This window comes from Streptomyces sp. NPDC058307, from assembly GCF_042880295.1.
Classification (GTDB): domain Bacteria; phylum Actinomycetota; class Actinomycetes; order Streptomycetales; family Streptomycetaceae; genus Streptomyces.
In genome coordinates this window covers 13,025-37,384 of sequence record NZ_JBHVYZ010000039.1, presented here as the reverse complement: position 1 = coordinate 37,384, position 24,360 = coordinate 13,025, and the positions used below count along the sequence as shown (strand labels likewise).

23 protein-coding genes are annotated in these 24,360 nt (G+C 72.3%); 15 read left to right on the top strand and 8 right to left on the bottom strand.

Annotated features, from left to right (window positions below):
* The first annotated feature begins 188 nt into the window (after positions 1–188).
* The 5 genes from ACFVYN_RS25940 to ACFVYN_RS25920 all read left to right on the top strand — a co-directional run bounded on the left by ACFVYN_RS25940 (position 189) and on the right by ACFVYN_RS25920 (position 4,173).
* The gene (locus ACFVYN_RS25940; RefSeq protein WP_390002352.1) at positions 189–854 is read left to right on the top strand and encodes a class I SAM-dependent methyltransferase; all 666 of its coding nucleotides are present in this window, start codon (positions 189–191) and stop codon (positions 852–854) included.
* 10 nt (positions 855–864) lie between these two features.
* Entirely contained in the window at positions 865–1,758 is an 894-nt protein-coding gene (locus ACFVYN_RS25935) for an N-acetylmuramoyl-L-alanine amidase (RefSeq protein WP_390002298.1), read from the top strand.
* 85 nt (positions 1,759–1,843) lie between these two features.
* Entirely contained in the window at positions 1,844–2,701 is an 858-nt protein-coding gene (locus ACFVYN_RS25930; protein ID WP_390002297.1) for a hypothetical protein, read from the top strand.
* A 115-nt stretch (positions 2,702–2,816) separates the two neighbouring features.
* Positions 2,817–3,827 (top strand): LLM class F420-dependent oxidoreductase, encoded by a 1,011-nt coding sequence (locus ACFVYN_RS25925; RefSeq protein ID WP_390002295.1) that lies wholly within the window; start codon positions 2,817–2,819, stop codon positions 3,825–3,827.
* 52 nt (positions 3,828–3,879) lie between these two features.
* A complete protein-coding gene (locus tag ACFVYN_RS25920; protein ID WP_390002293.1) occupies positions 3,880–4,173 on the top strand; it encodes a hypothetical protein in 294 nt (97 codons plus the stop codon).
* A 68-nt stretch (positions 4,174–4,241) separates the two neighbouring features.
* Here the strand turns inward: ACFVYN_RS25920 and ACFVYN_RS25915 are convergent, their stop codons facing one another.
* The 3 genes from ACFVYN_RS25915 to ACFVYN_RS25905 are packed head-to-tail and all read right to left on the bottom strand — an operon-like array spanning position 4,242 to position 7,431.
* Positions 4,242–5,312 (bottom strand): prenyltransferase/squalene oxidase repeat-containing protein, encoded by a 1,071-nt coding sequence (locus ACFVYN_RS25915; protein ID WP_390002291.1) that lies wholly within the window; start codon positions 5,310–5,312, stop codon positions 4,242–4,244.
* The gene (locus ACFVYN_RS25910; protein ID WP_390002289.1) at positions 5,309–6,043 is read right to left on the bottom strand and encodes a class I SAM-dependent methyltransferase; all 735 of its coding nucleotides are present in this window, start codon (positions 6,041–6,043) and stop codon (positions 5,309–5,311) included. The genes ACFVYN_RS25915 and ACFVYN_RS25910 overlap by 4 nt, the downstream gene beginning before the upstream one ends.
* The gene (locus tag ACFVYN_RS25905) at positions 6,037–7,431 is read right to left on the bottom strand and encodes a glycosyltransferase family 4 protein (RefSeq protein ID WP_390002287.1); all 1,395 of its coding nucleotides are present in this window, start codon (positions 7,429–7,431) and stop codon (positions 6,037–6,039) included. Before ACFVYN_RS25905 ends, ACFVYN_RS25910 begins: the two co-directional genes overlap by 7 nt.
* A gap of 254 nt (positions 7,432–7,685) precedes the next feature.
* Between ACFVYN_RS25905 and ACFVYN_RS25900 the strand changes: the two genes are divergently transcribed.
* Positions 7,686–8,309, top strand: a complete 624-nt coding sequence (locus ACFVYN_RS25900) for a TetR family transcriptional regulator (protein WP_390002351.1) — start codon at positions 7,686–7,688, stop codon at positions 8,307–8,309.
* A gap of 110 nt (positions 8,310–8,419) precedes the next feature.
* Here the strand turns inward: ACFVYN_RS25900 and ACFVYN_RS25895 are convergent, their stop codons facing one another.
* The 3 genes from ACFVYN_RS25895 to ACFVYN_RS25885 all read right to left on the bottom strand — a co-directional run bounded on the left by ACFVYN_RS25895 (position 8,420) and on the right by ACFVYN_RS25885 (position 11,297).
* A complete protein-coding gene (locus ACFVYN_RS25895) occupies positions 8,420–9,283 on the bottom strand; it encodes a tetratricopeptide repeat protein (RefSeq protein WP_390002285.1) in 864 nt (287 codons plus the stop codon).
* A gap of 317 nt (positions 9,284–9,600) precedes the next feature.
* Positions 9,601–9,834, bottom strand: coding sequence for a ferredoxin (locus tag ACFVYN_RS25890; protein ID WP_352383305.1), 234 nt, complete (start codon positions 9,832–9,834; stop codon positions 9,601–9,603).
* Positions 9,835–9,839: 5 nt separating this feature from the next.
* The gene (locus tag ACFVYN_RS25885) at positions 9,840–11,297 is read right to left on the bottom strand and encodes an aldehyde dehydrogenase (RefSeq protein ID WP_390002283.1); all 1,458 of its coding nucleotides are present in this window, start codon (positions 11,295–11,297) and stop codon (positions 9,840–9,842) included.
* Positions 11,298–11,465: 168 nt separating this feature from the next.
* Here ACFVYN_RS25885 and ACFVYN_RS25880 point away from each other — a divergent pair, with 168 nt between their 5' ends.
* From ACFVYN_RS25880 to ACFVYN_RS25850, 7 genes are all read left to right on the top strand, one after another.
* Positions 11,466–12,491, top strand: a complete 1,026-nt coding sequence (locus ACFVYN_RS25880) for an MBL fold metallo-hydrolase (RefSeq protein ID WP_390002281.1) — start codon at positions 11,466–11,468, stop codon at positions 12,489–12,491.
* Between the two features lie 242 nt (positions 12,492–12,733).
* Positions 12,734–13,912, top strand: coding sequence for a prenyltransferase/squalene oxidase repeat-containing protein (locus tag ACFVYN_RS25875; protein ID WP_390002349.1), 1,179 nt, complete (start codon positions 12,734–12,736; stop codon positions 13,910–13,912).
* Positions 13,909–14,538 (top strand): SCO2322 family protein, encoded by a 630-nt coding sequence (locus ACFVYN_RS25870; RefSeq protein WP_390002279.1) that lies wholly within the window; start codon positions 13,909–13,911, stop codon positions 14,536–14,538. The genes ACFVYN_RS25875 and ACFVYN_RS25870 overlap by 4 nt, the downstream gene beginning before the upstream one ends.
* Positions 14,528–15,646, top strand: coding sequence for a CbiQ family ECF transporter T component (locus tag ACFVYN_RS25865; RefSeq protein WP_390002277.1), 1,119 nt, complete (start codon positions 14,528–14,530; stop codon positions 15,644–15,646). The genes ACFVYN_RS25870 and ACFVYN_RS25865 overlap by 11 nt, the downstream gene beginning before the upstream one ends.
* Positions 15,643–17,304, top strand: a complete 1,662-nt coding sequence (locus ACFVYN_RS25860; RefSeq protein WP_390002275.1) for an ABC transporter ATP-binding protein — start codon at positions 15,643–15,645, stop codon at positions 17,302–17,304. Before ACFVYN_RS25865 ends, ACFVYN_RS25860 begins: the two co-directional genes overlap by 4 nt.
* A complete protein-coding gene (locus ACFVYN_RS25855) occupies positions 17,301–18,164 on the top strand; it encodes an ECF transporter S component (RefSeq protein ID WP_390002273.1) in 864 nt (287 codons plus the stop codon). Before ACFVYN_RS25860 ends, ACFVYN_RS25855 begins: the two co-directional genes overlap by 4 nt.
* 285 nt (positions 18,165–18,449) lie before the next feature.
* The gene (locus tag ACFVYN_RS25850) at positions 18,450–18,869 is read left to right on the top strand and encodes a transglycosylase SLT domain-containing protein (RefSeq protein WP_390002271.1); all 420 of its coding nucleotides are present in this window, start codon (positions 18,450–18,452) and stop codon (positions 18,867–18,869) included.
* Between the two features lie 11 nt (positions 18,870–18,880).
* On the opposite strand, the gene ACFVYN_RS25845 is transcribed toward ACFVYN_RS25850, so the two are convergent.
* A complete protein-coding gene (locus ACFVYN_RS25845; RefSeq protein ID WP_390002269.1) occupies positions 18,881–20,149 on the bottom strand; it encodes an alpha/beta hydrolase in 1,269 nt (422 codons plus the stop codon).
* Positions 20,150–20,252: 103 nt separating this feature from the next.
* Here ACFVYN_RS25845 and ACFVYN_RS25840 point away from each other — a divergent pair, with 103 nt between their 5' ends.
* Positions 20,253–20,951, top strand: a complete 699-nt coding sequence (locus ACFVYN_RS25840) for a YoaK family protein (protein WP_390002267.1) — start codon at positions 20,253–20,255, stop codon at positions 20,949–20,951.
* 18 nt (positions 20,952–20,969) lie between these two features.
* Here the strand turns inward: ACFVYN_RS25840 and ACFVYN_RS25835 are convergent, their stop codons facing one another.
* Complete coding sequence (locus ACFVYN_RS25835) at positions 20,970–21,803, bottom strand: alpha/beta fold hydrolase (RefSeq protein ID WP_031060425.1); 834 nt, start codon at positions 21,801–21,803, stop codon at positions 20,970–20,972.
* 106 nt (positions 21,804–21,909) lie between these two features.
* Between ACFVYN_RS25835 and ACFVYN_RS25830 the strand changes: the two genes are divergently transcribed.
* Positions 21,910–24,156, top strand: coding sequence for an ATP-binding protein (locus ACFVYN_RS25830; protein ID WP_390002265.1), 2,247 nt, complete (start codon positions 21,910–21,912; stop codon positions 24,154–24,156).
* The last annotated feature ends 204 nt before the right edge of the window (positions 24,157–24,360 follow it).

The following is a 24,360-nucleotide window of genomic DNA, read 5'->3' as shown; positions in this document are numbered from 1 at the left end:
ACCGTCGGGGGCGCCCGGAAGGACGTAGGACCGACGGCGCCCAGTCCGATCACGCGCCTGGGCAGTGCGTTCCCCACCCCCTGTCCCCCGAAGGCCGGCAGGTGCGGCAGCATGGGGCGTCCGGAGGGGCGTACGGCGGGATGGCGGTCGTACGACGTCTGACCACCCGTACGACCGAGAGGAACCCCATGGCCGCGGCCGCACCCAAGCCCGAGATCCTCGCCGCCTTCGAGGCCGCCAAGGGGTTCATGCCCCTGGGTGAGGGACTGGCCCTCTACGCGGCCGCTCTGGACGCCGGGCGGCTCGGGCTGCCGCTCCTGGAGGTCGGTACGTACTGTGGCCGGTCCGCGATCCTGCTGGCGGACGCGGCCCGCGAGGCCGGGGTCACCGCGCTGACCGTCGATCACCACCGCGGCAGCGAGGAGCAGCAGCCCGGGTGGGAGTTCCACGATCCGGAGACGGTGGACGCCGAGCTCGGGCTGATGGACACGCTGCCCACCTTCCGCAGGACCCTGCACCGGGCCGGACTGGAGGAGCACGTGGTCGCCCTGGTCGGCCGTTCTCCGCAGATCGCGAAGATCTGGGGCTCCCCGCTCGGCCTGGTCTTCATCGACGGCGGTCACACCGACGAGCACGCGAACGCCGACTACGAGGGCTGGGCCCCGCACGTGGCCGAGGGCGGGCTGCTCGTCATCCACGACGTGTTCCCCGAGCCGGAGGACGAGTTCACCGGGCAGGCGCCCTACCGGATCTACCTCCGGGCCCTCGCCTCCGGCGCCTTCACGGAGGTCTCGGCGACCGACTCGCTGCGGGTGTTGCGTCGCGTGCGGGCGGGGATCCGAGAGCACGGTTAGAGTCACAGACGTGTCGTACGCAGGCCCTGAATTCGGTTCCCCCCAGCCCCGCCGCCCCCGGCGCCGGCCGCTGACCCTCGCTCTCGCCGTGCTCGTGCCGGGCGCGCTGCTCGGATGGCTGGTGTACGCGGGGGTGAGCGGGGCGGCCGACAACAACGGGACGACGGCCGCGTCCACCAAGGCGTCGCCGACCGTCTCCTCCACCACCGTCGAGGACAAGAAGCCGCTCGGCTCGCTCCGGGGCAAGGTCGTCGTCATCGACCCCGGGCACAACCTCACCAACTTCCGGCACCCGGCCGAGATCAACCGCAAGGTGGACATCGGCACGAACCGCAAGGAGTGCGACACCACGGGGACGTCCACCAACTCGGGTTACGCGGAGGCCAAGTTCACCCTCGACGTCGCCCACCGGCTGCGCACACTGCTGGAGAAGCAGGGCGCGACGGTGAAATTGACACAGGACGGCGACCGGCCCTACGGCCCCTGTGTGGACGAGCGAGCCAGGATCGGCAACAGGGCGAAGGCGGACGCGGTGGTGTCGATCCACGCGGACGGCGCGGGCGCCGGGCAGCGCGGCTACCACGTGATCCTCCCGGGCCGCGTCGACAAGGGCATCGCCGACACCCGCCGGATCGTCGCCCCCTCCGCCGCACTCGGCAAGAGCATCGCGCACGACTTCGGACACGTGACGGGCACCGCACCCTCCAACTACATCGGTCACGGCACCGGCCTCGACACCCGCACGGACCTGGGCGGCCTCAACCTCTCCAAGGTTCCCAAGGTGTTCATCGAATGCGGCAACATGCGCGACAGCAAGGACGCGGCCCTGCTCACGAGCGGGGCCTGGCGACAGAAGGCCGCGCAAGGAATCTCTGAGGGATTGGTGAGTTTCCTGCGCGGGTGACGATCAGCGCGCAGATCCCGTCGTACGCTCCGCCGGGCGGACGATAGGGTCTACCGACGACGAGACGACCTACGAAGGACTTGAAGTGAATATCCGCTCCCTCACACGAGGCGACGGCGTGGTGATCGGTGCAGCGGTGTTGCTGTTCATCGCGTCGTTCCTTGATCTGTACTCGGTCGACGGCGCTCCCGACGACGCCGACCTTCCCACCGCCTGGGCGAGCGGCCCGGTCGTGATGGGGGTGGTGCTCGCGGGCATCATCGGCGCCGCCCTCGTCGTTCTGTCGCGCGGCCTGCCGCAACTCCCCAAGGTGGCGGGCCTCGACCTCGGCCAGGTGGGCGTCGCGTTCACGGTCTTCGCCGCCTGGAGCGCGCTCGGGAACGTCTTCGACCCGCTGAGCGCCGCGGACTACGGCTCCAGTTCGAGCACGGTCAGCGCCGGCGTCGGTCTGATCCTCGCTCTCGTCGCCACCCTGGTCATGGCCGCGGCCGCCGTCGCCACTCCCCTCGTCCCCGCCCTCCAGGCCGGTCTCGTCCCGGCCCCCAAGCCGCCCCAGCCGCAGCCCTACGGCGCCCAGCCGCCCGGTGGTTACGGCTACCCGGGCGCCCAGCAGCCGGGACAGCAGGGGTATCCGGGACAGCAGGGCCAGCAGCCGTACGGCGGTCAGCCGCAGCCGGGGCAGCCCTTCGGCGCGCAGCCGCAGCAGCCGCAGCCCCAGGCGCAGGCCCCGCAGCCGCCGGCCGCGGAGTTCTCGCCGTTCTGGTTCGCGGTGCCGGTGCCGCGTCCGCTGTTCGCGGAGGACGGTTCGCCGACGCCGATCGCCGAACTCGCCCCGGGTACCTGGTACCTGGCCGTCGAGCAGCGCGGTCCGGCTCTGGTCGCCCAGACGCAGGACGGTCGGCGCGGTGTGCTGCAGGACACGAGCGGCATCCAGCGCGGCTGACCCGGTCCTCGCGGTCTTCGAGCTCGTAGACGGCCCCTCGCCCCTTCCGGGCGGGGGGCCGTTGCCGTACATTCGCGAGCGCTCCCGAAGATCTGACGTACCGTCAGGAGGCGTTGTGCGACTCGGCCTTGCGCTCGGCTACTGGGGCCGCGGCCCCTCTCCCGACCATGTGCCGCTGGCCCAGGAGGCGGAGCGGCTCGGCTATCACTCGGTGTGGACGGCCGAGTCGTGGGGGTCGGACGTGTTCACGCCGCTCACCTGGATCGCGGCGCGGACGTCAACGATCAGGCTGGGTACGGCGGTTGCGCAGATGGCGGCCCGCTCCCCGACCACGACCGCCATGCACGCCCTCACCCTGGACCATCTCTCCGGCGGGCGGGTCATGCTCGGCCTCGGACTGTCCGGGCCGCAGGTCGTCGAGGGCTGGTACGGCCGCCCGTTCCCCAAGTCACCGCTGACCGCGACCCGGGAGTACGTCGACGTCGTACGGCAGGTGCTGAGGCGTCAGGCGCCGGTCGAGCTGGACGGCCGCTTCCACTCCCACCCCTACCGGGGCCCGGACGGCACCGGGCTCGGCAAGGCGCTCAAGCCCATCACCCATCCCCTGCGCGCCGATCTGCCGATCCTGCTGGGCGCCGAGGGTCCGAAGAACGTCGCCCAGACCACCCGGATCGCGGACGGCTGGCTGCCGTTGTACTGGTCGCCGAACCGGCCCGAGGTGTACGAGGCCTCGCTCGCCGAGGCCCCGGAGGGCTTCCTCATCGCTCCCATGGCCCAGGTGCGGGTCTGCGACGACGTGACCGAGGGGCTGCTGCCGGTCAAGACGATGCTGGGCTTCTACATCGGGGGAATGGGTCACGCGGCCCGCAACTTCCACGCCGATCTGATGGCGCGCATGGGGTACGAGGAGCAGGCGCGCATGATCCAGCGGCTGTTCCTGGAGGGCCGCCGCGAGGAGGCCGTGCTCGCCGTGCCGGACGCGTTCGCCGACGAGATCTCCCTGGTCGGACCGCGTCAACGCATCGCCGAGCGGCTGGAGTCGTGGCGCAAGGGGCCAGTGACGGACCTGCTGGCGCTGGCCCCGGACCGGGAGTCGCTGCGGGTGCTGGCGGAGCTCAACGCGTGACGCACGCCATGACGGCAGGTTTCGCCGGAGAATTCGAGGCCATTCGAACACCATGTCCACTCATACGCGCCGTGGTGCCAACTCCGCCGGGACGGTCATAGCGGTCGTCGCCGACATCATGGCCCTCATCCTGGGCCTGTGGATCCTGATGTACCTGCTGGACGCCAACCGTGCGAACGACTTCGTGCAGTTCATCCACAACGCCGCTCGCTGGCTCGCCGGCTGGTCCTACGACCTGTTCACGTTCGACGAGGCCTGGGCCCGGGTCGTCGCGGGCTACGGCCTGGCAGCGGTCGTCTACCTGTTCGTGGGCCACGCCATCGCCAACCGGGCCCACCGTCACTGACGGCCTGACCGGGCCCATCTCCACTGAGGCCTGACCGGGCCCACCGTCACGGGGGCCCGGCCGGGTTCTCAGGCGCAGCAGTCCGGGTCGAGGCCCAGCGGCAGACGCTCCCCGCCGAACACCGCGCACGTGGCCTCGTGGCCGCCCAGCGCGGCGACGGCCAGCAGCAGCGAGCCCGCCGTCCAGGTGGTCAGCTCCCGCGGCCACACCGCCCCGTCCTCGAACACGTACCCGGTCCAGTACAGCCCGCTCTCCGCGTCCCGCAGGTGCTGGATCGACTGGAGGATGTCCAGGGCCCGGTCGGACTCGCCCATGACCCACAGGGCCAGGGCGAGTTCGGCCGACTCGCCGCCGGTGACCCACGGGTTGGGGACGACGCAGCGCACCCCGAGGCCGGGTACGACGAACCGCTCCCAGCCTTCCTCGATACGGGACTTGGCCTCCGCGCCGGTCAACGCGCCGCCCAGGACCGGGTAGTACCAGTCCATGGAGTAGCGGTCCTTGTCGAGGAAGCGTTCGGGGTGCCGGCGGATCGCGTGCCGCAGCGCGCCGACCGCCAACTCCCAGTCGGGCTGGGGCTCTTCACGCTGTTCGGCGATCGCGAGCGCGCATCGCAGCGCGTGGTGGACGGAGGAGGACCCGGTGAGCAGCCCGTCGGTGAGGGCCCGGCCGTCGTCCTCCCGCTTCCACCCGATCTGCCCGCCCGGCTGCTGGAGTTCCAGAATGAACTCCATCGCCGCGTACACCGTCGGCCACATGCGGTCGAGGAACATGTCGTCGCCGGTGGACAGGTAGTGGTGCCAGACTCCTACGGCTATGTAGGCGACGAAGTTGGTCTCGCGCCCGCGGTCGGTGACCTCCGTGAAGTCCCCGTCCTGGTAGGCGGCGTACCAGGATCCGTCCTCGTTCTGGTGCCGTGCGAGCCATGCGTAGGCCCGCTCGGCCGCCTCGTGTTCGCCGGCGGCGTCCAGTGCCATCGCGGCCTCGGTGTGGTCCCACGGGTCGAGGTGGTGCCCGCGGAACCACGGGATCGCCCCGTCCTCGCGCTGCGCGGCCAGGATTCCGGCGACGGTCGCGGCGGCCTGCTCGGCGGTGAGGACCCCGGGCAGGACGAGGTGTTCTGTCCGGGGAGTGGTCACTTGGCGTCCACCCGGGGCAGGTGGGGCTTGGTCGCGTAGGCCACGAAGCTCTTGCCGATCAGCGGGTTGAGCGCCTGTTCGGCGACCCGGGTGGCCAGCGGCTTCTTCATGATGTCCCAGACCAGCAGCTTGTGGTACGCCTGCACCGGCAGCGCCTTGTCGTTGTCGACGCCGAACGCGCACTTCAGCCACCAGTACGGGGAGTGCAGGGCGTGCGCGTGGTGGGTGCCGTAGGGCTTCAGCCCGGCTTCCCTGATCTTCGCGAGCAGTTCGTCCGCCTTGTAGATGCGGATGTGGCCGCCCTCGACCTCGTGGTAGGCGTCGGACAGGGCCCAGCAGACCTTCTCGGGGCCGTAGCGCGGGACGGTGACGGCGATCCGCCCGCCGGGCCTGAGCACCCGGACCATCTCGGCGAGTACGCCCTTGTCGTCGGGGATGTGCTCCATCACCTCGGAGATGATCACGACGTCGAAGGACTCGTCGGGGAAGGGCAGCGCGAGGGCGTCCCCCTCCATGGCCGTGGCGGTGGCCCCTTCCGGCGCCTCCCCGGCCTCCTTCATCGCCGCGAACCACTTGGCGACCTCACGGATTTCGTCGGCGTTCTGGTCCAGGGCCACGACCTGCGCGCCGCGCCGGTAGCACTCGAACGCGTGCCGGCCGGCCCCGCAGCCGAGGTCCAGGACGCGGTCGCCCGGCGCGAGCGGGAACCTGGAGAAGTCGACGGTCAGCACGTGGCCCTGCTTTCGGGATAGACACCGGTGTCTGTGGTCTGGGGTGCGGCACCCCGGGAGGCCGCGGAGCGGCCGGGAAGCGTGGTGGCGGAGCCGGCGATCGCCTCGCGGTACCGGGACACCGTGCCCTCCGCGGCCTTCGCCCAGGTGAACTTCGCCAGCACCCGCTCACGTCCGGCCCGGCCGAGTCGCGCCCGCAGGTCCGGGTCGCCCAGGAGACGGCTCAGGGCGGTCGCCAGCGCGCCCGGGTCCCCCGGCGGTACCGCCAGGCAGGTCTCGCCGTCGCGCCCTGCGACCTCGGGGATCGCGCCGCCGGTCGTGGCGACCAGCGGGGTTCCGGTGGCCATCGCCTCGGCGGCCGGGAGGGAGAAGCCCTCGTAGAGCGACGGCACGCAGGCGACCTCGGCCGAGCGGACCAGGTCGACCAGTTCCGCGTCGGAGATGCCCTTGACGAAGTCGACGGCACCTTCGAGGCCGTAGCGCTCGATCGCGACCGCGACCGGGCCCTCCGTGGGTCGTTTGCCGACGACGACCACGTGCGCCCCGGGGTGTTCCGTGCGCACTTTCGCCAGCGCCTCGACGAGGAAGACCAGGCCCTTGAGGGGGACGTCCGCGCTGGACGTCGTGACGATCCGGCCCGGCACCACGGGCACCGACGGATCCGGCGAGAACTGGTCCGTGTCGGCGCCGATGTGGACGACGTGGACCCGGTCGTCGCGGACGCCCAGGTGGTCGACGATCTCCTGGCGGGAGGTGCCGGAGACGGTGAGGACCGAGGGGAGGCGGCGGGCCACCCGCTTCTGCATGCGGGTGAAGGCGTACCAGCGGCGCTTGGACAGCCGCTGCCACCGGCTCTCGGCCGCGTCCAGCTCCAGCTGCCGGTCCACGGTGATGGGGTGGTGGATGGTGGTCACCAGCGGTGCGCCGACGTCGCCCAACAGGCCGTAGCCGAGTGTCTGGTTGTCGTGGATCACGTCGAACTCACCGCTGCGGGCCCGGAGATGGCGTCGGGCCCGCAGGGAGAAGGTGAGTGGCTCCGGGAAGCCGCCGGTCCACATCGTGGCGACTTCCAGGGCGTCGATCCAGTCGCGGTACTCGTCGCGCCTCGGGGTGCGGAAGGGGTCCGGGGAGCGGTAGAGGTCCAGGCTCGGCAGCTCGGTCAGGCTCAGACCGTCGTACCCGGGGTCGAGGACCGGGTACGGCTGGGAGCCGATGACCTCGACGCGGTGGCCGAGGCGGGCCAACTCGCGGGAGAGGTGCCGTACATAGACGCCCTGACCGCCGCAGAACGGGTTCCCTTTGTAGGTGAGGAGCGCGATACGGAGCGGTCGCTCGCCGTCGGCGGCAGGGTCCTCGAAGACCCCGGCCTGACTGGCCTCAGCGGTCACTCTGGGCCCCCTTCTGACTGCACTGTCCCGCGAGATTACGACGAGACGGTAATCTAGAACAAGTTTCAGACTTGATCGTTCAGGAGGCTCTGAATCTACCGGCAGGTAGGGGCCCTGTGAGCGGTGGATCAGGTGATTCACGCCACGAACTCCGCGACCGCGCACCGGCCCGGCATCCTGCCATGCTGTGTGATCGCGAGCCCTCACGGACTGTCACGGAACCCAAGGTGGACAAGGTGGCCAAGCCGGCCGGAATGGAAGCCAGTACCGCGCGACCCGCCGCGCCACCGCTGACCGAGCGGCAGGAGGCCCGGCGCCGCCGCATCCTGCACGCGAGCGCACAGCTGGCGAGCCGCGGGGGGTTCGACGCGGTGCAGATGCGGGAGGTCGCGGAGTCCTCGCAGGTCGCACTCGGCACCCTCTACCGGTACTTCCCCTCCAAGATCCATCTGCTGGTCGCCACCATGCAGGACCAGCTGGAACACATGCACGGCACGCTCCGCAAGAAGCCGCCGCAGGGCGAGACGGCTGCCGAGCGGGTCGCGGAGACCCTGATGCGCGCCTTCCGCGCGCTCCAGCGCGAACCGCACCTGGCCGACGCGATGGTCCGCGCGCTGACCTTCGCGGACCGCAGCGTGAGCCCGGAGGTCGACCAGGTCTCCCACCAGACCACGCTGATCGTCCTGGACGCCATGGGCCTCGAGCACCCGACGCCCGAGCAGCTCTCCGCGGTCCGGGTCATCGAGCACACCTGGCACTCGGCCCTGATCACCTGGCTCTCGGGCCGCGCCTCCATCGCCCAGGTGAAGATCGACATCGAGACGGTGTGCCGACTGATCGACCTCACGGAACCCCGGGCCCAGCACCCCGGCACGTGACGTCGGCCCGTTGACGAGCGGCGTCCGGGCCCCTGCTCTGGGGGTCCCCCCGGCCGAAGGCTGGGGGAGTGCCCAGCGTCGCGACCGGGCGAACGTCGCCTGCCCCGGCGCTAGCCGACGGCCGCGAGCCCGCTCCAGCTCCGTCCGGTCACCGTCTTCGCCGCCCACCGCTCCAGCAGCCGCCGGGCCTCCTCCTCGGGGGCGGCGAGGGAGACCTGCTGGGCGCCCGCCTCGACGGCACGCTCCTGGGCGTGGGTGCCCTCGCTGCAGCAGGCGCACAGCATGCGCACGCTGCTCGCGGGCTCCGCGCCGAAGCCGTGGCCGGTGAACAGCTCGACGAGTGCCTCCAGGTCGGCGGCCTCGCCCGCGGCCACCGTGACCTCCAGGGTGGGCAGCGGGGACGCCTCGAAGATCAGGAGTTCGTCGAAGACGGGGTAGGCCGAGCCCTCGACGGTCCGCTCGCCCTTCGGTTCGCCGTCGTGGACGACGATCTCGCCGTAGCGCCGTCCGCCCGTGACGGGCACGCTGACGACGCGGCCGCGGGTCGGGCACAGCCGCTCGATCCAGACGACCTCGCGCTCACCGCCGGTGTCGAGACGCACGCAGGCGTACCCCAGGCGGGCCTCGATCTGCCCCTGCCCGTCCGGGAGTTCGATGCCGAAGCCGGCCCAGGCGTCCCGCGCGGTCGCCCAGTCGCGCTGGATGGTGGCCGCGATGCCGAGGTTCCAGTACGCCGGGTCGCCCTTCCCACGCGGGGAGCGGGCCGCGGCCTCCTTGCCCAGCTCGTACGCCTTGGCCCAGTTCCGCAGGAACTTGTGGGCGAGCGCGGCGTCGTACCACCACACCGCGCTCGACTCAAGGTCCGGGAAATGCGCGAGCACCCGCTCGTACAGTTCGGCGGCGCTCAGCCACTCCTCGGCGTCCCAGGCGGCACGCGCCTGCTTGATCAGCTTCCTGGCCTCGGACTTGTCCACCCTTGCCCACCCCTGCGATGTCCGGACGACGACCGCAGGAGCGTAAGCCCTCACACCGGCGGGGAGCACAGGAGGGACCTACGGGGCGGGTTCCCTTCGCCGGTATGGTCCGGATCAGGTTCTCGGGGTCGCCGTCGAGCCTTCCCGCTGCTCTCCGGCCTCTCAGCCCTACCGTCGACGTCGGCCCTGGCGGAAGCCTTCACATCTCGCCTGAGTCGGCTACTTCGGTCGGACTCCCTCACTCGCCTCGTAGGCCTATGTCCAGAATAGAACGCTCGCCCTGGAATGAACCCTCTCAAACCAGATTTTCTCGACTTCTACTCCTCGGGCGGGAACACGGGTTCCCCGCTCTCCAGCAGCGTGATCGTGATGGCCTCCACCGGGCAGTTCTCCGCCGCCGCCAGGATCTTCTCGTTGGCGTCGGTGTCCGGGTCGGCCGGGTGGGACTGGCGGGCGGTGTCCAGGCGGAAGCCGTCCGGGGCCGTGTGGACGCACTGGGCGGAGCCGATGCACAGGGAGCGGTCGACCTCGACGTGCCAGCGGTCCCCCATGGCTCTCACCCCTCCCAGCCGGCCGGCAGATGGATCATCTTGTGCTCCAGGTACTCGCCGTAGCCCTCCGGTCCGAACTCCCTTCCCAGACCGGAATTCTTGTAGCCGCCGAAGGGGCCGAGCATGTCGAGGCTGAAGGTGTTCACGTTGTACGTGCCGGTACGGACCTGCCGGGCGACCTCGATGCCGCGCTCGACGTCGGCCGTCCACACGCTGCCGGAGAGGCCGTAGTCGGAGTCGTTGGCGATCTTCACGGCCTCGGACTCGTCGCCGTAGGGCAGGAGGCAGATCACCGGGCCGAAGATCTCCTCGCGCGCGATCCGCATCGAGTTGTCGACGTCGCCGAAGAGCGTCGGCTCGACGTACCAGCCGCGGTCCAGGCCCGCCGGACGCCCGCCACCCGTGAGGATCTTCGCGCCCTCCTCCTGGCCGATCCTGATGTAGTCGAGGTTGCGGCGCTGCTGGCGTTCGGCGACCAGGGGGCCGACCTGGGTGGCGGGGTCGAGCGGGTCACCGACGACCAGTGAATTCGCCGCCGCGGCAAGGGCCTCGGCGAACTCGTCGTAGCGGGAGCGGGGCAGCAGGATGCGGGTCTGGGCCACGCAGGCCTGTCCGTTGTTCATCCAGGCGGACGGGACGATCCCGGCGACGGCCGCCTCGACGTCCGCGTCCGGGAGGACCACGGCCGCCGACTTGCCGCCCAGTTCCAGGGTCACGCGCGTGAGATTGCGGGCGGCGACCTCCATCACGCGCTTGCCCGCGCCCACCGACCCGGTGAAGGAGACCTTGTCGATGCCCGGGTGCCCGACCAGGTACTCGCTGACCTCGCGGTCGGCCGGGAGGATGGACAGGACGCCCTCCGGCAGCCCGGCCTCCTTGGTGATCTCGGCCAGGATGTACGCGTCCAGCGGTGACTCGGGCGACGGCTTGAGGACGACCGTGCAGCCAGTGAGCAGCGCGGGCGCGAGCTTGGCGGCGGCGACGAACTGCGGGACGTTCCACGGCACTACGGCGGCCACGACCCCGACCGGCTCGCGGCGCACGAGGATGCGGCCGAGGACTCCGTCGCGTGTCTCCTCGTACGTGAAGTTCCGTGCGACCGTGATCGCCGAGTCCCAGACCATCATCGCGCCGAGGGCCTGCGCGAGGACGCTCCAGGAGTACGGGGAGCCGTTCTCGGAGGAGATCACGCGGGCGATCTCCTCGTGCCGTACCGCGATGGCGTCCTTGATCCTGGTGACGACCTCGATGCGCTCGTCGAGCGACATCCGCGGCCAGGGTCCCTCGTCGAAGGCGGTGCGGGCCGCGGCGACCGCCGCGTCCACGTCCGCGCGCGAGGCGTGCGGCACCCGTCCGATGACCTCCTGGGTGTGCGGGGAGATCACCTCGATGACGTCCTTGCCCAGGGGGTCGGTCAACTCCCCGCCGATGAACAGCTGTCCGTGTTCCACGAGCTCGGTCATGGCGAACGCCTCCCAGGGGCGGCTTGCTGACGAACCATCAGATACGGAACTGATACCAGTTCCACTCGGAGGAGTCCACGGGCCGCACAGCGCGACTGTTGGTCACCTCGGGCTACCGTCGAAACTCGTTCTAGTTATAGTGGCGGGAAGCCGGTGATTGGGGAACTCATGGCGCAGGTGCACGACCATGGCGGCGGCGTCCGGTCCGTCCAGGTGCCCATCCCCGACAATCCCCTTGGCCACACGTTGGTGTACGTCGTCGAGACCGACCGGGGGCCGGTGCTGGTCGACACCGGCTGGGACGACCCGGAGTCCTGGGACACCCTCGCCGAGGGGCTGACCGCGTGCGGGACCGGCGTGGGCGAGGTCCACGGCGTGGTCATCACCCACCACCACCCGGACCACCACGGGCTGTCGGGCAGGGTGCGGGAGGTATCCGGCGCCTGGATCGCGATGCACGCGGCGGACTCCGCGATCGTGCGGCGCACGCGGGAGACCCGGGCCGAGCGCTGGTTCACCTATATGACGGCCAAGTTGGTGGCAGCGGGCGCCCCGGAGGACCACGTGGCCCCCCTGCGCACCGCCCGCCGCCGCCAACTCCCGGGCTTCTCCCCCGCGTTGCCCGACCGCGAGATCGTCCCCGGCGAACTCCTCGACCTCCCCGGCCGCAGACTCCGCGCGATCTGGACCCCGGGACACACGCCGGGCCATGTCTGCCTGCACCTGGAGGAGGAGCACCCGGCCCGGCTCGCGGGCCACGGGCGGCTGTTCTCCGGCGACCATCTGCTCCCCGAGATCACCCCGCACATCGGCCTGTACGAGGACCCCGACGACGACACCGTCACCGACCCCCTCGGCGACTACCTCGACTCCCTGGAACGCGTCGGACGGCTCGCCCCCGCCGAGGTCCTCCCCGCCCACCAGTACGTCTTCACCGACGCGAGCGCCCGGGTGCGGGAGCTGCTCGCCCACCACGAGGAACGCCTCACCGACCTGCGCTCGCTGCTCGCCGAGCCCCTCACCCCCTGGCAGCTCGCCGAGCGCATGGAGTGGAACCGGCCCTGGGACCAGATCCCCTACGGATCACGGAACATCGCGGTCTCGGAGGCCGAGGCGCATCTGCGGCGGCTGGTGAAACTGGGGCACGCGGAGGCGGTGACGGGGAGCGATCCGGTGACGTACGTGGCCGTCTAGGGCAGGCCCCGAGGCTCCCCCGGCTCTCAGCCGCTTCCCTACGGGCGAGTACAGTAGCCAGGTCGTCATCACATGCCGTACGGGGGGAAGCCGGTGCAATTCCGGCACGCCCCCTCCCCCAGTGCCCCGAGGGCCTGGGAGACCGGCCGGTGCGCGGCACCGTCGAGGTATACGGAGCCGAGCCGCCCGGGGGTCCTCCCGCGCTGCCCGGCTCCCCGCAGGGAGAAGGGCATCCGCCGATCATGAACGTCCGCCGCAGCGCCGCGGTCCTGGCCGCCACCGTCGTGATCGGCACGGCCACGCCCGCCGTCGCCGCCTCACCGTCTCCTACTCCGTCCCTGCCCTCGGGGCTGTACGGCAGCAGCGACCCCACGTACGACGGGGTCTGGCGGCAGTCGCTCGCGCTCATCGCCCTGCACCGGGTGCACGCGGAGCCCGCCGCCGCGGCCGTCGGCTGGCTGGCCGGGCAGCAGTGCGCGAGCGGGGCGTTCCCGGCGTTCCGCGCGAACCCGGCCAAGGCCTGCGACGCCAAGGTGATGGTCGACACCAACAGCACGGCCGCCGCCGCGCAGGCCCTGTCCGCGGCCGGCGGGCACGGCACCGCGGTCACGAAGGCGGTGAGCTGGCTGAGGTCCGTCCAGAACGAGGACGGCGGCTGGGGCTATACGCCCGGCGGGGCCAGTGACGCCAACTCGACGTCGGTGGTGATCGGCGCGCTGAAGGCCTCCGGTGACGACCCTGCCAAGACCCTCAAGGGCGGCAGGTCGCCGTACGACGCCCTGCTGAAGCTGTCCCTGCCGTGTGCAGACGGGGGCGCCTTCGCCTACCAGCCGGACAAGAAGGGCAAGCTCAGGGCCAACGCGGATGCGACGGCGGCGGCTGTCGTCGCCGCGCGCGGCACGGGCCTCTCGACGGCGAGGGCCGCCACCAAGGGGGAGACCACCTGTGCCGACGCACCGCATCTCTCCCCCGCGCGGGCCGCGGCCAACGGCGCCTCCTTCCTCGCCGGGGCGGTCGCGAAGGGCGGCTACCTGAAGTCCGTCCTGCCCGGCGCCGAGGACCAGCCCGACTACGGCAACACGGCGGACGCGGTCGTCGCCCTCGCCGTCCAGGGCGGTCCCGGGGCCGCGCGCGAACCCCTGGCCTGGCTGGAGCGGAACTCCGCCAAGTGGGCCGAGCAGAACGGCCCGGCGGCATACGCCCAGCTGATCCTCGCCGCCGAGGCGGGCGGCGCCGACCCGAGCGACTTCGGCGGCACGGACCTGGTCGAGCGGCTGACCGCGACGGGCCCGGCGCCGGTCGCCGCGTCGTCCCAGGACGACTCCGGCACCTCCGTGTGGTGGGTGGTCGGCGCGGGTCTCGCCGCCGGCGCGGGCATCGGCTTCCTGCTCAGCACCCGCAACAAGAGGAAGCGGCCGTGACCCGGCGGGCACTCCTGCTCTCCCTCCTCTCGGGCCTCCTCCTGGCCACCGCGAGCCCGGCCCACGCCGCCGGATACCGCTACTGGTCCTTCTGGGACCGCACCGGCACGACCTGGACGTACGCCACCCAGGGCCCCTCGACCGCGGTCCCCTCCGACGGCGACGTCCAGGGCTTCCGCTTCGCGGTGAGCGAGGACTCGGCGGACGCGGACAAGCCCCGCGGGACGGCGTCGTTCACGGCGATCTGCGGGGACACGGCGACGCGGGACGGCCGTAAGCGCGTGGCGCTGGTCATCGACTTCGGTACGGCCCCGGACGCCCCGTCCGGTGAGAGGCCCCCGGCGAGCCGCACCGCGTGCGCGGTGGTACCCCGCGACGCGACCACGGCGGAAGCCCTGGCGACGGTGGCCAGGCCGCTCCGCTACAACACCAACGCCCTGCTGTGCGCGATCGCGGGATACCCGGAGACGGGGTGCGGCGAGCAGGTGGCGGGGAAGAACACGGCCCCGGAGGACAGCGGGTCGGACGGCGGTCCGTCCGTGGGCCTGTTCGCGGGTCTGGCTGCGATCGCCGTGCTGGGAGCGGCGGCGGTGTGGCGCACGAGGCGGCGCGGGAATGCCGCGTAGCTCACCCGTCCGGCCCGTCCAGCCCGTGCCCCTGCATCCCGGCGCCTGGTGGCTGTGGTCCCTCTCCCTCGGGATAGCGGCCACCCGCACCACCAACCCCCTCCTCCTGACCCTCCTCGTCGTCACCTCGGCCTACGTGGTGGCGACCTGCCGCCGGAACACCCCCTGGGCCCGCTCGTACGCCGCGTTCCTCAAACTCGGCCTCGCCGTCCTCCTCGTCCGTCTCCTCTTCACGATCGTCCTCGGCTCCCCCGTTCCCGGCACCCATGTGCTCGTCGCCCTCCCCGAACTCCCGCTCCCCGACTGGGCCCAGGGCATCCGCCTGGGCGGCCGGGTCACCGCTGAGTCCCTCGTCTTCGCCCTCTACGACGGCCTCAAGCTGGCCACCCTCCTCGTCTGCGTGGGCGCGGCGAACGCCCTCGCCAACCCGCACCGGCTCCTCAAGTCCCTGCCCGGCGCCCTCTACGAACTCGGCGTGGCCGTGGTGGTGGCCCTGACCTTCGCCCCGCATCTCATCGCCGACGTCCAGCGCCTGCGCGCCGCCCGCCGCCTGAGAGGCCGCCCGGACACCGGCCTGCGCGGCCTCCTCCAGGTCGGGCTCCCGGTCCTGGAGGGCGCGTTGGAACGCTCGGTCGCCCTCGCCGCGGCCATGGACGCCCGCGGCTACGGCCGTACGGCCGAGGTGCCGCCCGGAGTCCGCCGTACGACCACCGCGCTCACCCTCGGCGGTCTGCTCGGCGTCTGCGCGGGAACGTACGGACTGCTCACCGCCGAGGGCGGCACGTACGGCATTCCCGTCCTCCTCGCCGGTCTCACCGCCGCCCTCGCGGGGCTGCGTCTGGGCGGCCGCCGCACCCCGCGCACCCGTTACCGTCCGGACCGCTGGACCGCCCGCTCCCTCCTGGTCGCCGGTTCCGGCGCGGCCGTGGCGGCCGGGATGTTCCTCGCGAGCGCCACCGATCCGGCCGCCCTGGACCCCGGTGTGGTGCCGCTGGTCGCGCCCGCCCTCCCTCTCTGGCCGGCTGCGGCGGTCCTCCTGGGCCTCCTGCCGGCCTTCCTCGCCCCTGCCCCTGCCCCCGCCCCCGCCCCCAAGGAGCCGTCGTCGTGATCCGCTTCGAGGATGTCTGGGTGACGTACGACGGGGCGCCCGAACCGACCGTCCAGGGCGTCGACTTCGAGGTGCCGGAGGGTGAGCTCGTGCTGCTCGTCGGCCCGTCCGGGGTCGGCAAGTCCACGATCCTCGGCGCGGTCAGCGGGCTCGTCCCGCACTTCACCGGCGGCACCCTGCGCGGCCGGGTCACGGTGGCCGGCCGCGACACCCGCACCCACAAGCCCCGCGAACTCGCCGACGTGGTCGGCACGGTGGGCCAGGACCCGCTGTCCCACTTCGTGACGGACACCGTGGAGGACGAACTCGCCTACGGTATGGAGTCGTTGGGGCTGCAGCCGGCGGTGATGCGCCGGCGGGTGGAGGAGACCCTGGACCTGCTGGGCCTGGCTCCCCTGCGCGACCGTCCGCTGGCCACGCTCTCCGGCGGCCAGCAGCAACGCGTGGCGATCGGCTCGGTCCTCACCCCGCACCCCCGGGTCCTGGTCCTGGACGAACCGACCTCGGCCCTGGACCCCGCGGCGGCGGAGGAGGTCCTCGCCGTCCTCCAACGCCTGGTCCACGACCTCGGCACGACGGTCCTCATGGCCGAACACCGTCTGGAACGCGTCATCCAGTACGCCGACCAGGTGGCCCTCCTCCCGGCGCCGGGCGCACGCCTGCTCCTGGGCGCCCCCGCGGAGATGATGGCCGTGTCCCCGGTGTATCCGCCGGTGGTGGACCTGGGGCGGCTGGCGGGCTGGTCCCCGCTACCCCTGACGGTCCGCAACGCCCGCCGCCAGGCAGGACCTCTACGAGACCGACTCGCCGCACAGGCACCCGCAGCCGCCGACGGCGAGACCGCCCCACAGGAGCACCGGGTCCGCCGGTTCACCCGCCGCAAGCACCCCACCCCTGTCACCACGCCCCAGGTCGCCGACGTCACCGCCCTCTCCGTCCGCCGCGCCCACATCCGAGCCCTGAACCACATCGACCTCACCGTCCGCCCCGGCGAGACCATCGCCCTCATGGGCCGCAACGGCGCCGGAAAGTCCACGCTCCTCAACACCCTGGTCGGCCTCGTGGAGCCCTCCGCGGGCACTGTCCTCGTCGGCGGCGCCCAGCCCCACCGCACCGCCCCGCGTGACCTCGTGCGCCGAGCGGGCCTCGTCCCCCAGGAGCCCCGGGACCTCCTGTACGCCGACACGGTCGCCGCGGAGTGCCGGGCCGCCGACCAGGACGCCGGCGCGGCACCCGGCACCTGCCGCGCCCTGGTCGACGAGCTCCTGCCGGGCGTGACCGACGACACCCACCCGCGCGACCTCTCCGAGGGCCAGCGGCTCGCTCTGGCCCTCGCCGTGGTCCTGGCCGCCCGCCCGCCCCTCCTGCTGCTCGACGAGCCGACCCGTGGCCTGGACTACGCGGCCAAGGCCCGCCTGGTCCACCTGCTGCGGGAACTCGCCGCCACCGGTCACGCGATCATGCTGGCCACGCACGACGTGGAGCTCGCCGCCGAACTCGCCCACCGGGTGGTCCTGCTGGCCGAGGGCGAGGTGATCGCCGACGGCCCGGCGACGGACGTGATCACGTCCTCCCCCTCCTTCGCCCCGCAGGTCAGCAAGATCCTCGCCCCTCAGCGGTGGCTCACGGTCGCCGAGGTGAGGAAGGCCCTGTCATGAGCCGGGACCCTGAACTGACCCGATCCCCTGCCACGGCCCACCCCCCTGTCACGACCCGAGCCGTCCCCCTCGGTCCCCGCTCCCTCCTCACCCTCGCCCTGGTCAGCGCCGTGGGTGTCGTCGCCTTCGGGTGGCCCTTCCTCGCCCCGCCCACCTCCCAGGTCGGCACCCACACCCAGGACGCCCCCTGGCTCTTCGCCGGACTGCTCGTCCTCCTCGTCGCGGTGGTCGCCGCGGCGCTCGCGGAGTCGGGGCTCGGCCCCAAGGCCGTGGCGATGCTCGGCGTACTCGCCGCAACCGGGGCCGCACTCAGACCGATCGGCGCCGGCACCGCCGGCATCGAGCCGATGTTCTTCCTGATGGTGCTCAGCGGCCGGATCCTCGGCCCGGGCTTCGGCTTCGTGCTCGGCAACGTCACGATGTTCGCGTCCGCCCTGCTCACGGGTGGGGTGGGGCCGTGGATGCCGTTCCAGATGCTGGCGATGGGCTGGTTCACGATGGGCGCGGGCCTGCTGCCGGTGCCCGCCCGCGCGCGGGCCCGTACGGAGGTCCGGCTGCTGGCCGCCTACGGCTTCCTCGCCGCCTTCGCCTACGGCACCGCGATGAACATGGCCGGCTGGCCCTTCATGGGCGCCCTCGCCTCGGACATCGCCTTCGACCCGCATGCCGGTGTCCCCGCCAACCTGGCGCGTTTCGTCGCCTACTGCCTGGCCACGTCGCTCGGCTGGGACCTGGGCCGGGCCCTGGTCACCGTCGTGCTGACACTCACCCTCGGCCCGGCCCTCCTGAGGGGGCTGCGCCGGGCCACCCGTCGTGCGGCCTTCGAGGCCCAGGTCACATTCGAGGCGCCCGAGCGGTGAGGCGCCCCACATGACCCAGCTCACCTACTAACCGGAACAGTAGGAACAATTCCGACATAACACCCAACCCGTACCCCCGCTGACCTGCGCTTTGAGAGCCGGGTCACACAGATGGGGCGTACCGGCAATTCGGCCACAACTAGTAAAAGGGGTCATTGCGGACGCCTGCCGAGCCTGTTTCTGTAGACGACGTCGCACGGCGCCGACAAGCCCACGGGCCTCGGCGCCGACGCATGTCCCCCGGGACCGCGAGCGGCACCACCGTCCCCGAAGAAAAGGTTCTCCGTGTCCGTCTCCCGTATCGCCCGCCGCATCTCTTCCCCGAAGAAGGCCATCACCACCGTCGCGATGGCCGCCGCCACCGCCGGCCTGGTCCTGACCGCGGCGCCGGCCCAGGCGGCCACGACCAGCTCGTCCGCCCAGGCCAAGGCCATCGCGCACAAGATGATCCCGAACGCCGCGCAGTACAACGCGTTCAGCAGGATCGTCGAGCACGAGAGCGGCTGGGACGTCAACGCCACGAACTCCTCCTCCGGCGCCTACGGCCTGGTCCAGGCCCTGCCCGGCTCCAAGATGGCCTCCGTCGGCTCCGACTGGAAGTCCAACGCCAGGACCCAGATCAAGTGGGGCCTGGACTACATGAACTCCCGCTACGGCAGCCCTACCGCCGCCTGGGCCTTCTGGCAGTCCAACGGCTGGTACTGAGCCGCCGCGCATCACCCCCGGACGCCGTCGAAGAACCGCACCACCTGCGGGGCCGACACGGCGAGGGAGCCGAAGTGATCCACGGCTCCCTGCTCGACCACCCGCACCCTCGCTCCCTGACCTGCGAGGGTGCGGGCGCATGTCCGGGTGTTGCCGATGGGTACGTCGGTGTCACCGTCAGCGGCGTACAGCCGCACCGGCACGTCCGGCTTCCAGTCGCAGGTGTGGTCGGCGGCGCGGATCGCGTCCAGCACGGCGCCGGACGGGTGCCGCAGACGCTCATGGAAGGTGGGCGTGAGCAGCTGCTTCACCGAGGGCGCGAGCGCCTTGAGAATGTCCTCCTGCTCGTGGGTTCCGTCGAAGAGACCCTCGACCCGGCTCGCATAGGGCGCCCGGAAGACCTCGGACGGGTCCTTGTACAGGGGGTGCAGACGGTTCTGCGCGACCAGCCAGTAGGAGATGTAGAGGACCCCGCTGACGTCGTTGACCCGGCCGTCGAACAGCGCGGGCATCTCCTGGCCCTCGCCGTCGTACGGGCCGCTGACGGGTGCCAGTGCCGTCAGCCGGAAGTGCCGGTCGGCGCCCGCGTCCAGCGCCTTCCCGAGCGCCATCGCGACCTGGCCGCCCTGTGAGAAGCCCGTCACGTACACGTCCCCGGTGAGCGGACGCCCGAGCCGGTCCGCGGCCGTCCGGGCGGCGCGCAGCATGTCGAGGGAGGCGCTCACCGACGAGGCGGTGTCCATGTACGGGTGCCGGCCCGGGCCCCTGCCGAGGCCGAGATAGTCGGGGGCGGCCACGGCCCGGCCCGCGCAGGCGTTCAGATACGACGGCACCCGCCCGAAGTCCTCGCTCGCCGAGGGCGCGTAGTCGCGGTGGACCATCGTGCCGTGGGTGTCGGAGACCAGGTCGAGGCGGTGGCCGCCGCCCTTGGGAAGCGTCAGCAGCCCGGTCGCGGTGGTGGGCCCGCCGTGCGGATCGATGGTCCGGTACGTCAGCCGGTAGGCCCGTACGCCGTACCGCACGGAGTCGGTGGCGACGTCCTGTCCGTCCAGGAACGTCCGGACGGCCCCCGCGTCCCGGTCGGCGACCGGGGTGACGGCTACCAGGTCACCGCGCCCGGCCTGCTGCGTCCGCCCGGCCTGCTGCGTCCGCTCATCGGCGGCCGCTGCCGCCGGGACCGCCGCGAGCCCGGCGAGCAGCAGGGCCGCCGCTGCGGCGAGCCCCTTCCGCGTGCGCCGACTCGCCCTTGTTCCGAAGGATGTGCGCGTCTCATCACTCATGTCCTGGACGCTACGGACGCGCGGGTCGCCCCGACATCCGAGAATCCCCCGCAACCGTGGTGGACTTGGGTGCACCCCATCCGTCCGGCCGTCCGGAGAACCGATGAGCGAACAGAGCGGCACCGACACGAAGACGGCAGGCGATCCCGAGGCGCGCGGGCTGCGTCTGGTGGCCGTGCTGCTGGGGCTGACGGTGGTCAGCGGGCTGATCGACGCCGTCAGCTATCTCGGCCTCGAACACGTCTTCACGGCGAACATGACCGGCAACGTGGTCGTGCTCGGGTTCGCCGCGGCCGGGGCGCCCGGCTTCTCGGTGGAGCACACGCTGACCTCGCTGGCGTCGTTCGTGGTGGGCGCGGTGGCGGGTGGCCGGATCGCCGCACGGCTCGGCTCCGGCTCTCGGCGCACCTGGGCCCGGCTCACGCTCGCCGCCGAGGCGGTGCTCCTGGGGGTGTCGGCCGTGGTCGCCTTCGCCGCGCCCGGCGCCACGGCCACCGCCTACACCCTCATCGCCGTCACGGCCTTCGCCATGGGCCTGCGCAACGCCACGGTCCGCAGGCTCGGCGTCCCTGACCTGACGACGACCGTGCTGACCATGACGCTGACCGGCCTCGCCGCCGACTCCCGGGCCGGCGGCGGCCCCGGCACCCGCTCCCCCCGCCGTACGGCCTCCGTGGTCGCGATGGTCGCCGGGGCCGCGCTGGGCGCGTGGCTGGTGCTCCACCACGGCCTCGGGATTCCGCTGGCGATCGCGGCGGGCCTTGTGGCCCTGCTGGCGGTGGCCGCCTCGGGGCGCGAGTGAGCCCCTTCTTCTCGCGAGCTACTTGGCCAGGAAGGCCAGCAGCGCCGAGGTGACCTCCTCCGCGTGGGTCCACAGCAGGCCGTGCGGGGCGCCCTCGATCTCGACGTACTCGGCGGAGGGCAGCAGCGCGTGGAAGGGCCGGCCGGTCGCGTCGATCGGCAGGATGCGGTCGCCGGTGCCGTGCAGGATCAGCGCCGGTACGTCGATCTTCGCCACGTCCGCGCGGAAGTCGGTGATCCAGGTCGGCACGCAGGCCACCGACGCGTGCGCCGAGGCACCCGCGGCCACGTTCCAGCTGCCCCGCACGGCCGCCTCGCTGATCCGGCTGCCGAGCGTCTCGTCCAGGTTGTAGAAGTCCTGGTAGAAGGCGTCGAAGTAGGCGTACCGGTCCTTGGTGACGGCCTCCAGGATGCCGTCGAACACCGACTGGTCCACGCCGGTCGGGTTGTCGTCGGTCTTCAGCAGGAAGGGCTCCAGGGAGGCCAGGAAGGCCGCCTTCGCGACCCGGCCCGAGCCGTACGTGCCCAGGTAGCGGCCCACTTCGCCGGTCCCCATCGAGAAGCCGACGAGCACCGCGTCGGTCAGGTCCAGGGTCGTGAGCACCTTGTCGAGGTCGGCGGCGAAGGTGTCGTAGTCGTAGCCGGTGGTCGGCTGCGAGGAGCGGCCGAAGCCGCGGCGGTCGTAGGTGATGACCCGGTGGCCGGCCTCCAGGAGGGCGGGCAGCTGCTTCTCCCAGGAGTGGCCGTCGAGCGGGTAGCCGTGGATCAGCACGACGGGCTGCCCGGTGCCGTGGTCCTCGTAGTAGAGCTCGATCGGCGCGCTGTTCTCTTCGCCAACGGTGATGTAGGGCATGTCGGTTCGTCCTCTCGAAATGGAGTCTCCAGCTCACCACGGGTCGCCGGAGGCCACCAGGCAGAAGTGCAGGCGGAAGTAGAGAGCGCTTGTTCTAATTGTCATGATGACCAGTCACACATCTCCCCCCGCGACCCCCTTCGGCGGCACGCTCCGCTCCCTGCGCCGGGCCGCCGGGCTGACCCTGGAGGAACTCTCCGAAGCCTCCGGAGTCAGCGTCCGCGCCCTCGGCGACCTGGAGCGCGGTCGCAGCCGCGGTCCGCAGCGCCGTACCGTCGACGCCCTCGCCGCCGCGCTCGGGCTCGACGACGAGCAGCGCGAGCGCGTACAGCGGCTGGCCGACGCCGGCCGGGAACGCGGCGCGGCGCCGACGCCGCCGTACCTCCTGCGGACCGTCCCGGACTTCACCGGCCGGGAGCAGGAGCTGGCGGAGCTGGAGTCCCTGGCCACCGGCACACGCACGCGTGCGGCGGTGCTCTTCGGGCCGGGCGGGCAGGGCAAGACGACCCTCGCGGCAGAAGCGGTACGACGCCTGTCCGGCGCCTTCCCGGACGGCTGCGTCTGTGTCCAGCTGCACGGCATGAGCGACTCCCCGCTGCCGGCCGCCGAGGCGCTGGTCCTCCTGCTGACGGCTCTGGGGCACTCCCCGGACCGGATCCCGGTGGACCCCGTCGCCCGCGAAGCCGTCTACCGGTCCGCGCTCGCGGGCCGGCGGGCCCTGGTCGTCCTCGACGACGCGGCCGACGAGAGCCGGACCAGGCCGCTGCTGCCGGACGCCGAGGGCAGTTTCGTGCTGGTCACCAGCAGGCGTCCGCTGGCCGGTCTCGAAGGCGTCCGGCGGATCAGGCTCGGCGGGCTCAGCGGCGGCGAGTCGACGAGGCTGCTGGGACGGATCCTCGGCACCCCGCGCACCGACGGCCAGTCCGAGGCGATCACCCGGCTGACCGAGCTGTGCGGCCACCTCCCGCTGGCCCTGCGGATCGTCGGCAACCGCCTCTCTAGCCGCCCGAGTTGGACCCCGGCCCGGCTCGTGGACCACCTCACCGACGAGGGACGCCGCCTGAACGGCCTGGTGGCCGGCGACCTCGCCGTACGCAGCGCCCTGGCCCTCTCCTACGGCCAGCTCACGCCGCCGCACCAGCGGTTGCTGCGCCGCCTCTCCCTCCTCCCCGGCCACGGCACCGGCCCCGACCTCGCCGCCGTCCTGGCCGGCGAGGACCCGCTCACCACCGAGGACTCCCTCGACCTGCTGGTCGACCGGGGCCTGCTGGAGGAGACCGCACCCGGCCGGTACGCCCTGCACGATCTCGTACGGCTCTTCGCGCGGGAGCGGTTTCGGGACGAGGAGGAAGCCGCACTGTCGGTGCAACTCCGGACGGCGGACTGGCTGTTGCGCTCGGCCTCGACGGCGGGCCGCCTGTTCGAGGCGCCGGGCGCGCCGGAGCCGTGGGCGGGCGAACCCGCCCCCTTCAGCCCCGGTTCCGCCGACGAGGCCGAGGAGTGGCTGACCGTCGAACGCGCCCACTGGGCGGGCGCGCTGCCGGTGATGTTCGCGGCGGGCCGGCACGCGGAGATCCTCCACACCTCGCGCACCCTGTACTGGTTCTCCGACCGCTGGCCCGAGTGGCCCGAGTGGCGGACCCTCTTCTCCCACGGCGCCCGGTCCGCGGCCGCCCTCGGGGACCGCGCGGCCGAGGCCCACCAGCTCAACTGCCTCGCCTGGGCCCACTCGGTCGGCGCCTACCAGTACGAGCCGGCCGAGCAACTCGCCCGGCAGGCCCTGGAGTTGGCGTCGGAGGCCGGTGATCTCGACCAGCAGGCCTGGGCGTGGACGTACATCAGCGGGGCCTATATGGGTCTGGCCCGGCACGCGGAGGCGGCGGAGGCGGCCGACCGGGCCACCCGGCTCTTCGAGACCACCGGGGACTCCACCGGCAAGGCGGTCTCCCAGCGGGTCCTCGGCACCGCGCTGCGCGAGTCCGGCCGTGCCGAGGAGGCGCTCGCCCTGCACCGGGCCCTGCTCGGCACCCGGGCCGGTGACGTTCCCGGCCTGAACGAGTTCGTCGCGGCCCTCCTGCGCTGCGAGACGGCCAATGACCTGCTGGCCCTGGAACGCTGGTCCGAGGCCGCGGCGGCCTTCCGGGTGGTCGGCACACCGTCCGCCCACGCCGGCACCGACCGCCTCCGGGCCGACACCTCCCTCGGCCTGGCCACGGCCCTGGAACACTGCGGCGACCTCACCCAGGCCCACGAGCACTACGTCCGAGCCCGCGACCTGTTCACGGAGTTCGGCGACACGGCCTCCGCGGCGGAGGCCACAGCCGGGATCGAGCGCCTCGGGTACAGCGGTTGAGCAGGAGGTGTTCTCCCGTCCCGCTGCACCCTCACCCCAGGTCGACCTCCACCCGATGGTCCGGCCGCCCGTCCTTCGCCAGCATCGAGTGCGTCCCGGCGACCGCCCGGTACAGCCGCATACCCGAGTCGCCCCGCACGTCGTCGAGGGTCCAGACCCGTCCGCCGTGCAGGAGGGACCGCCGGGAGAAGACCTCCAGCGCCC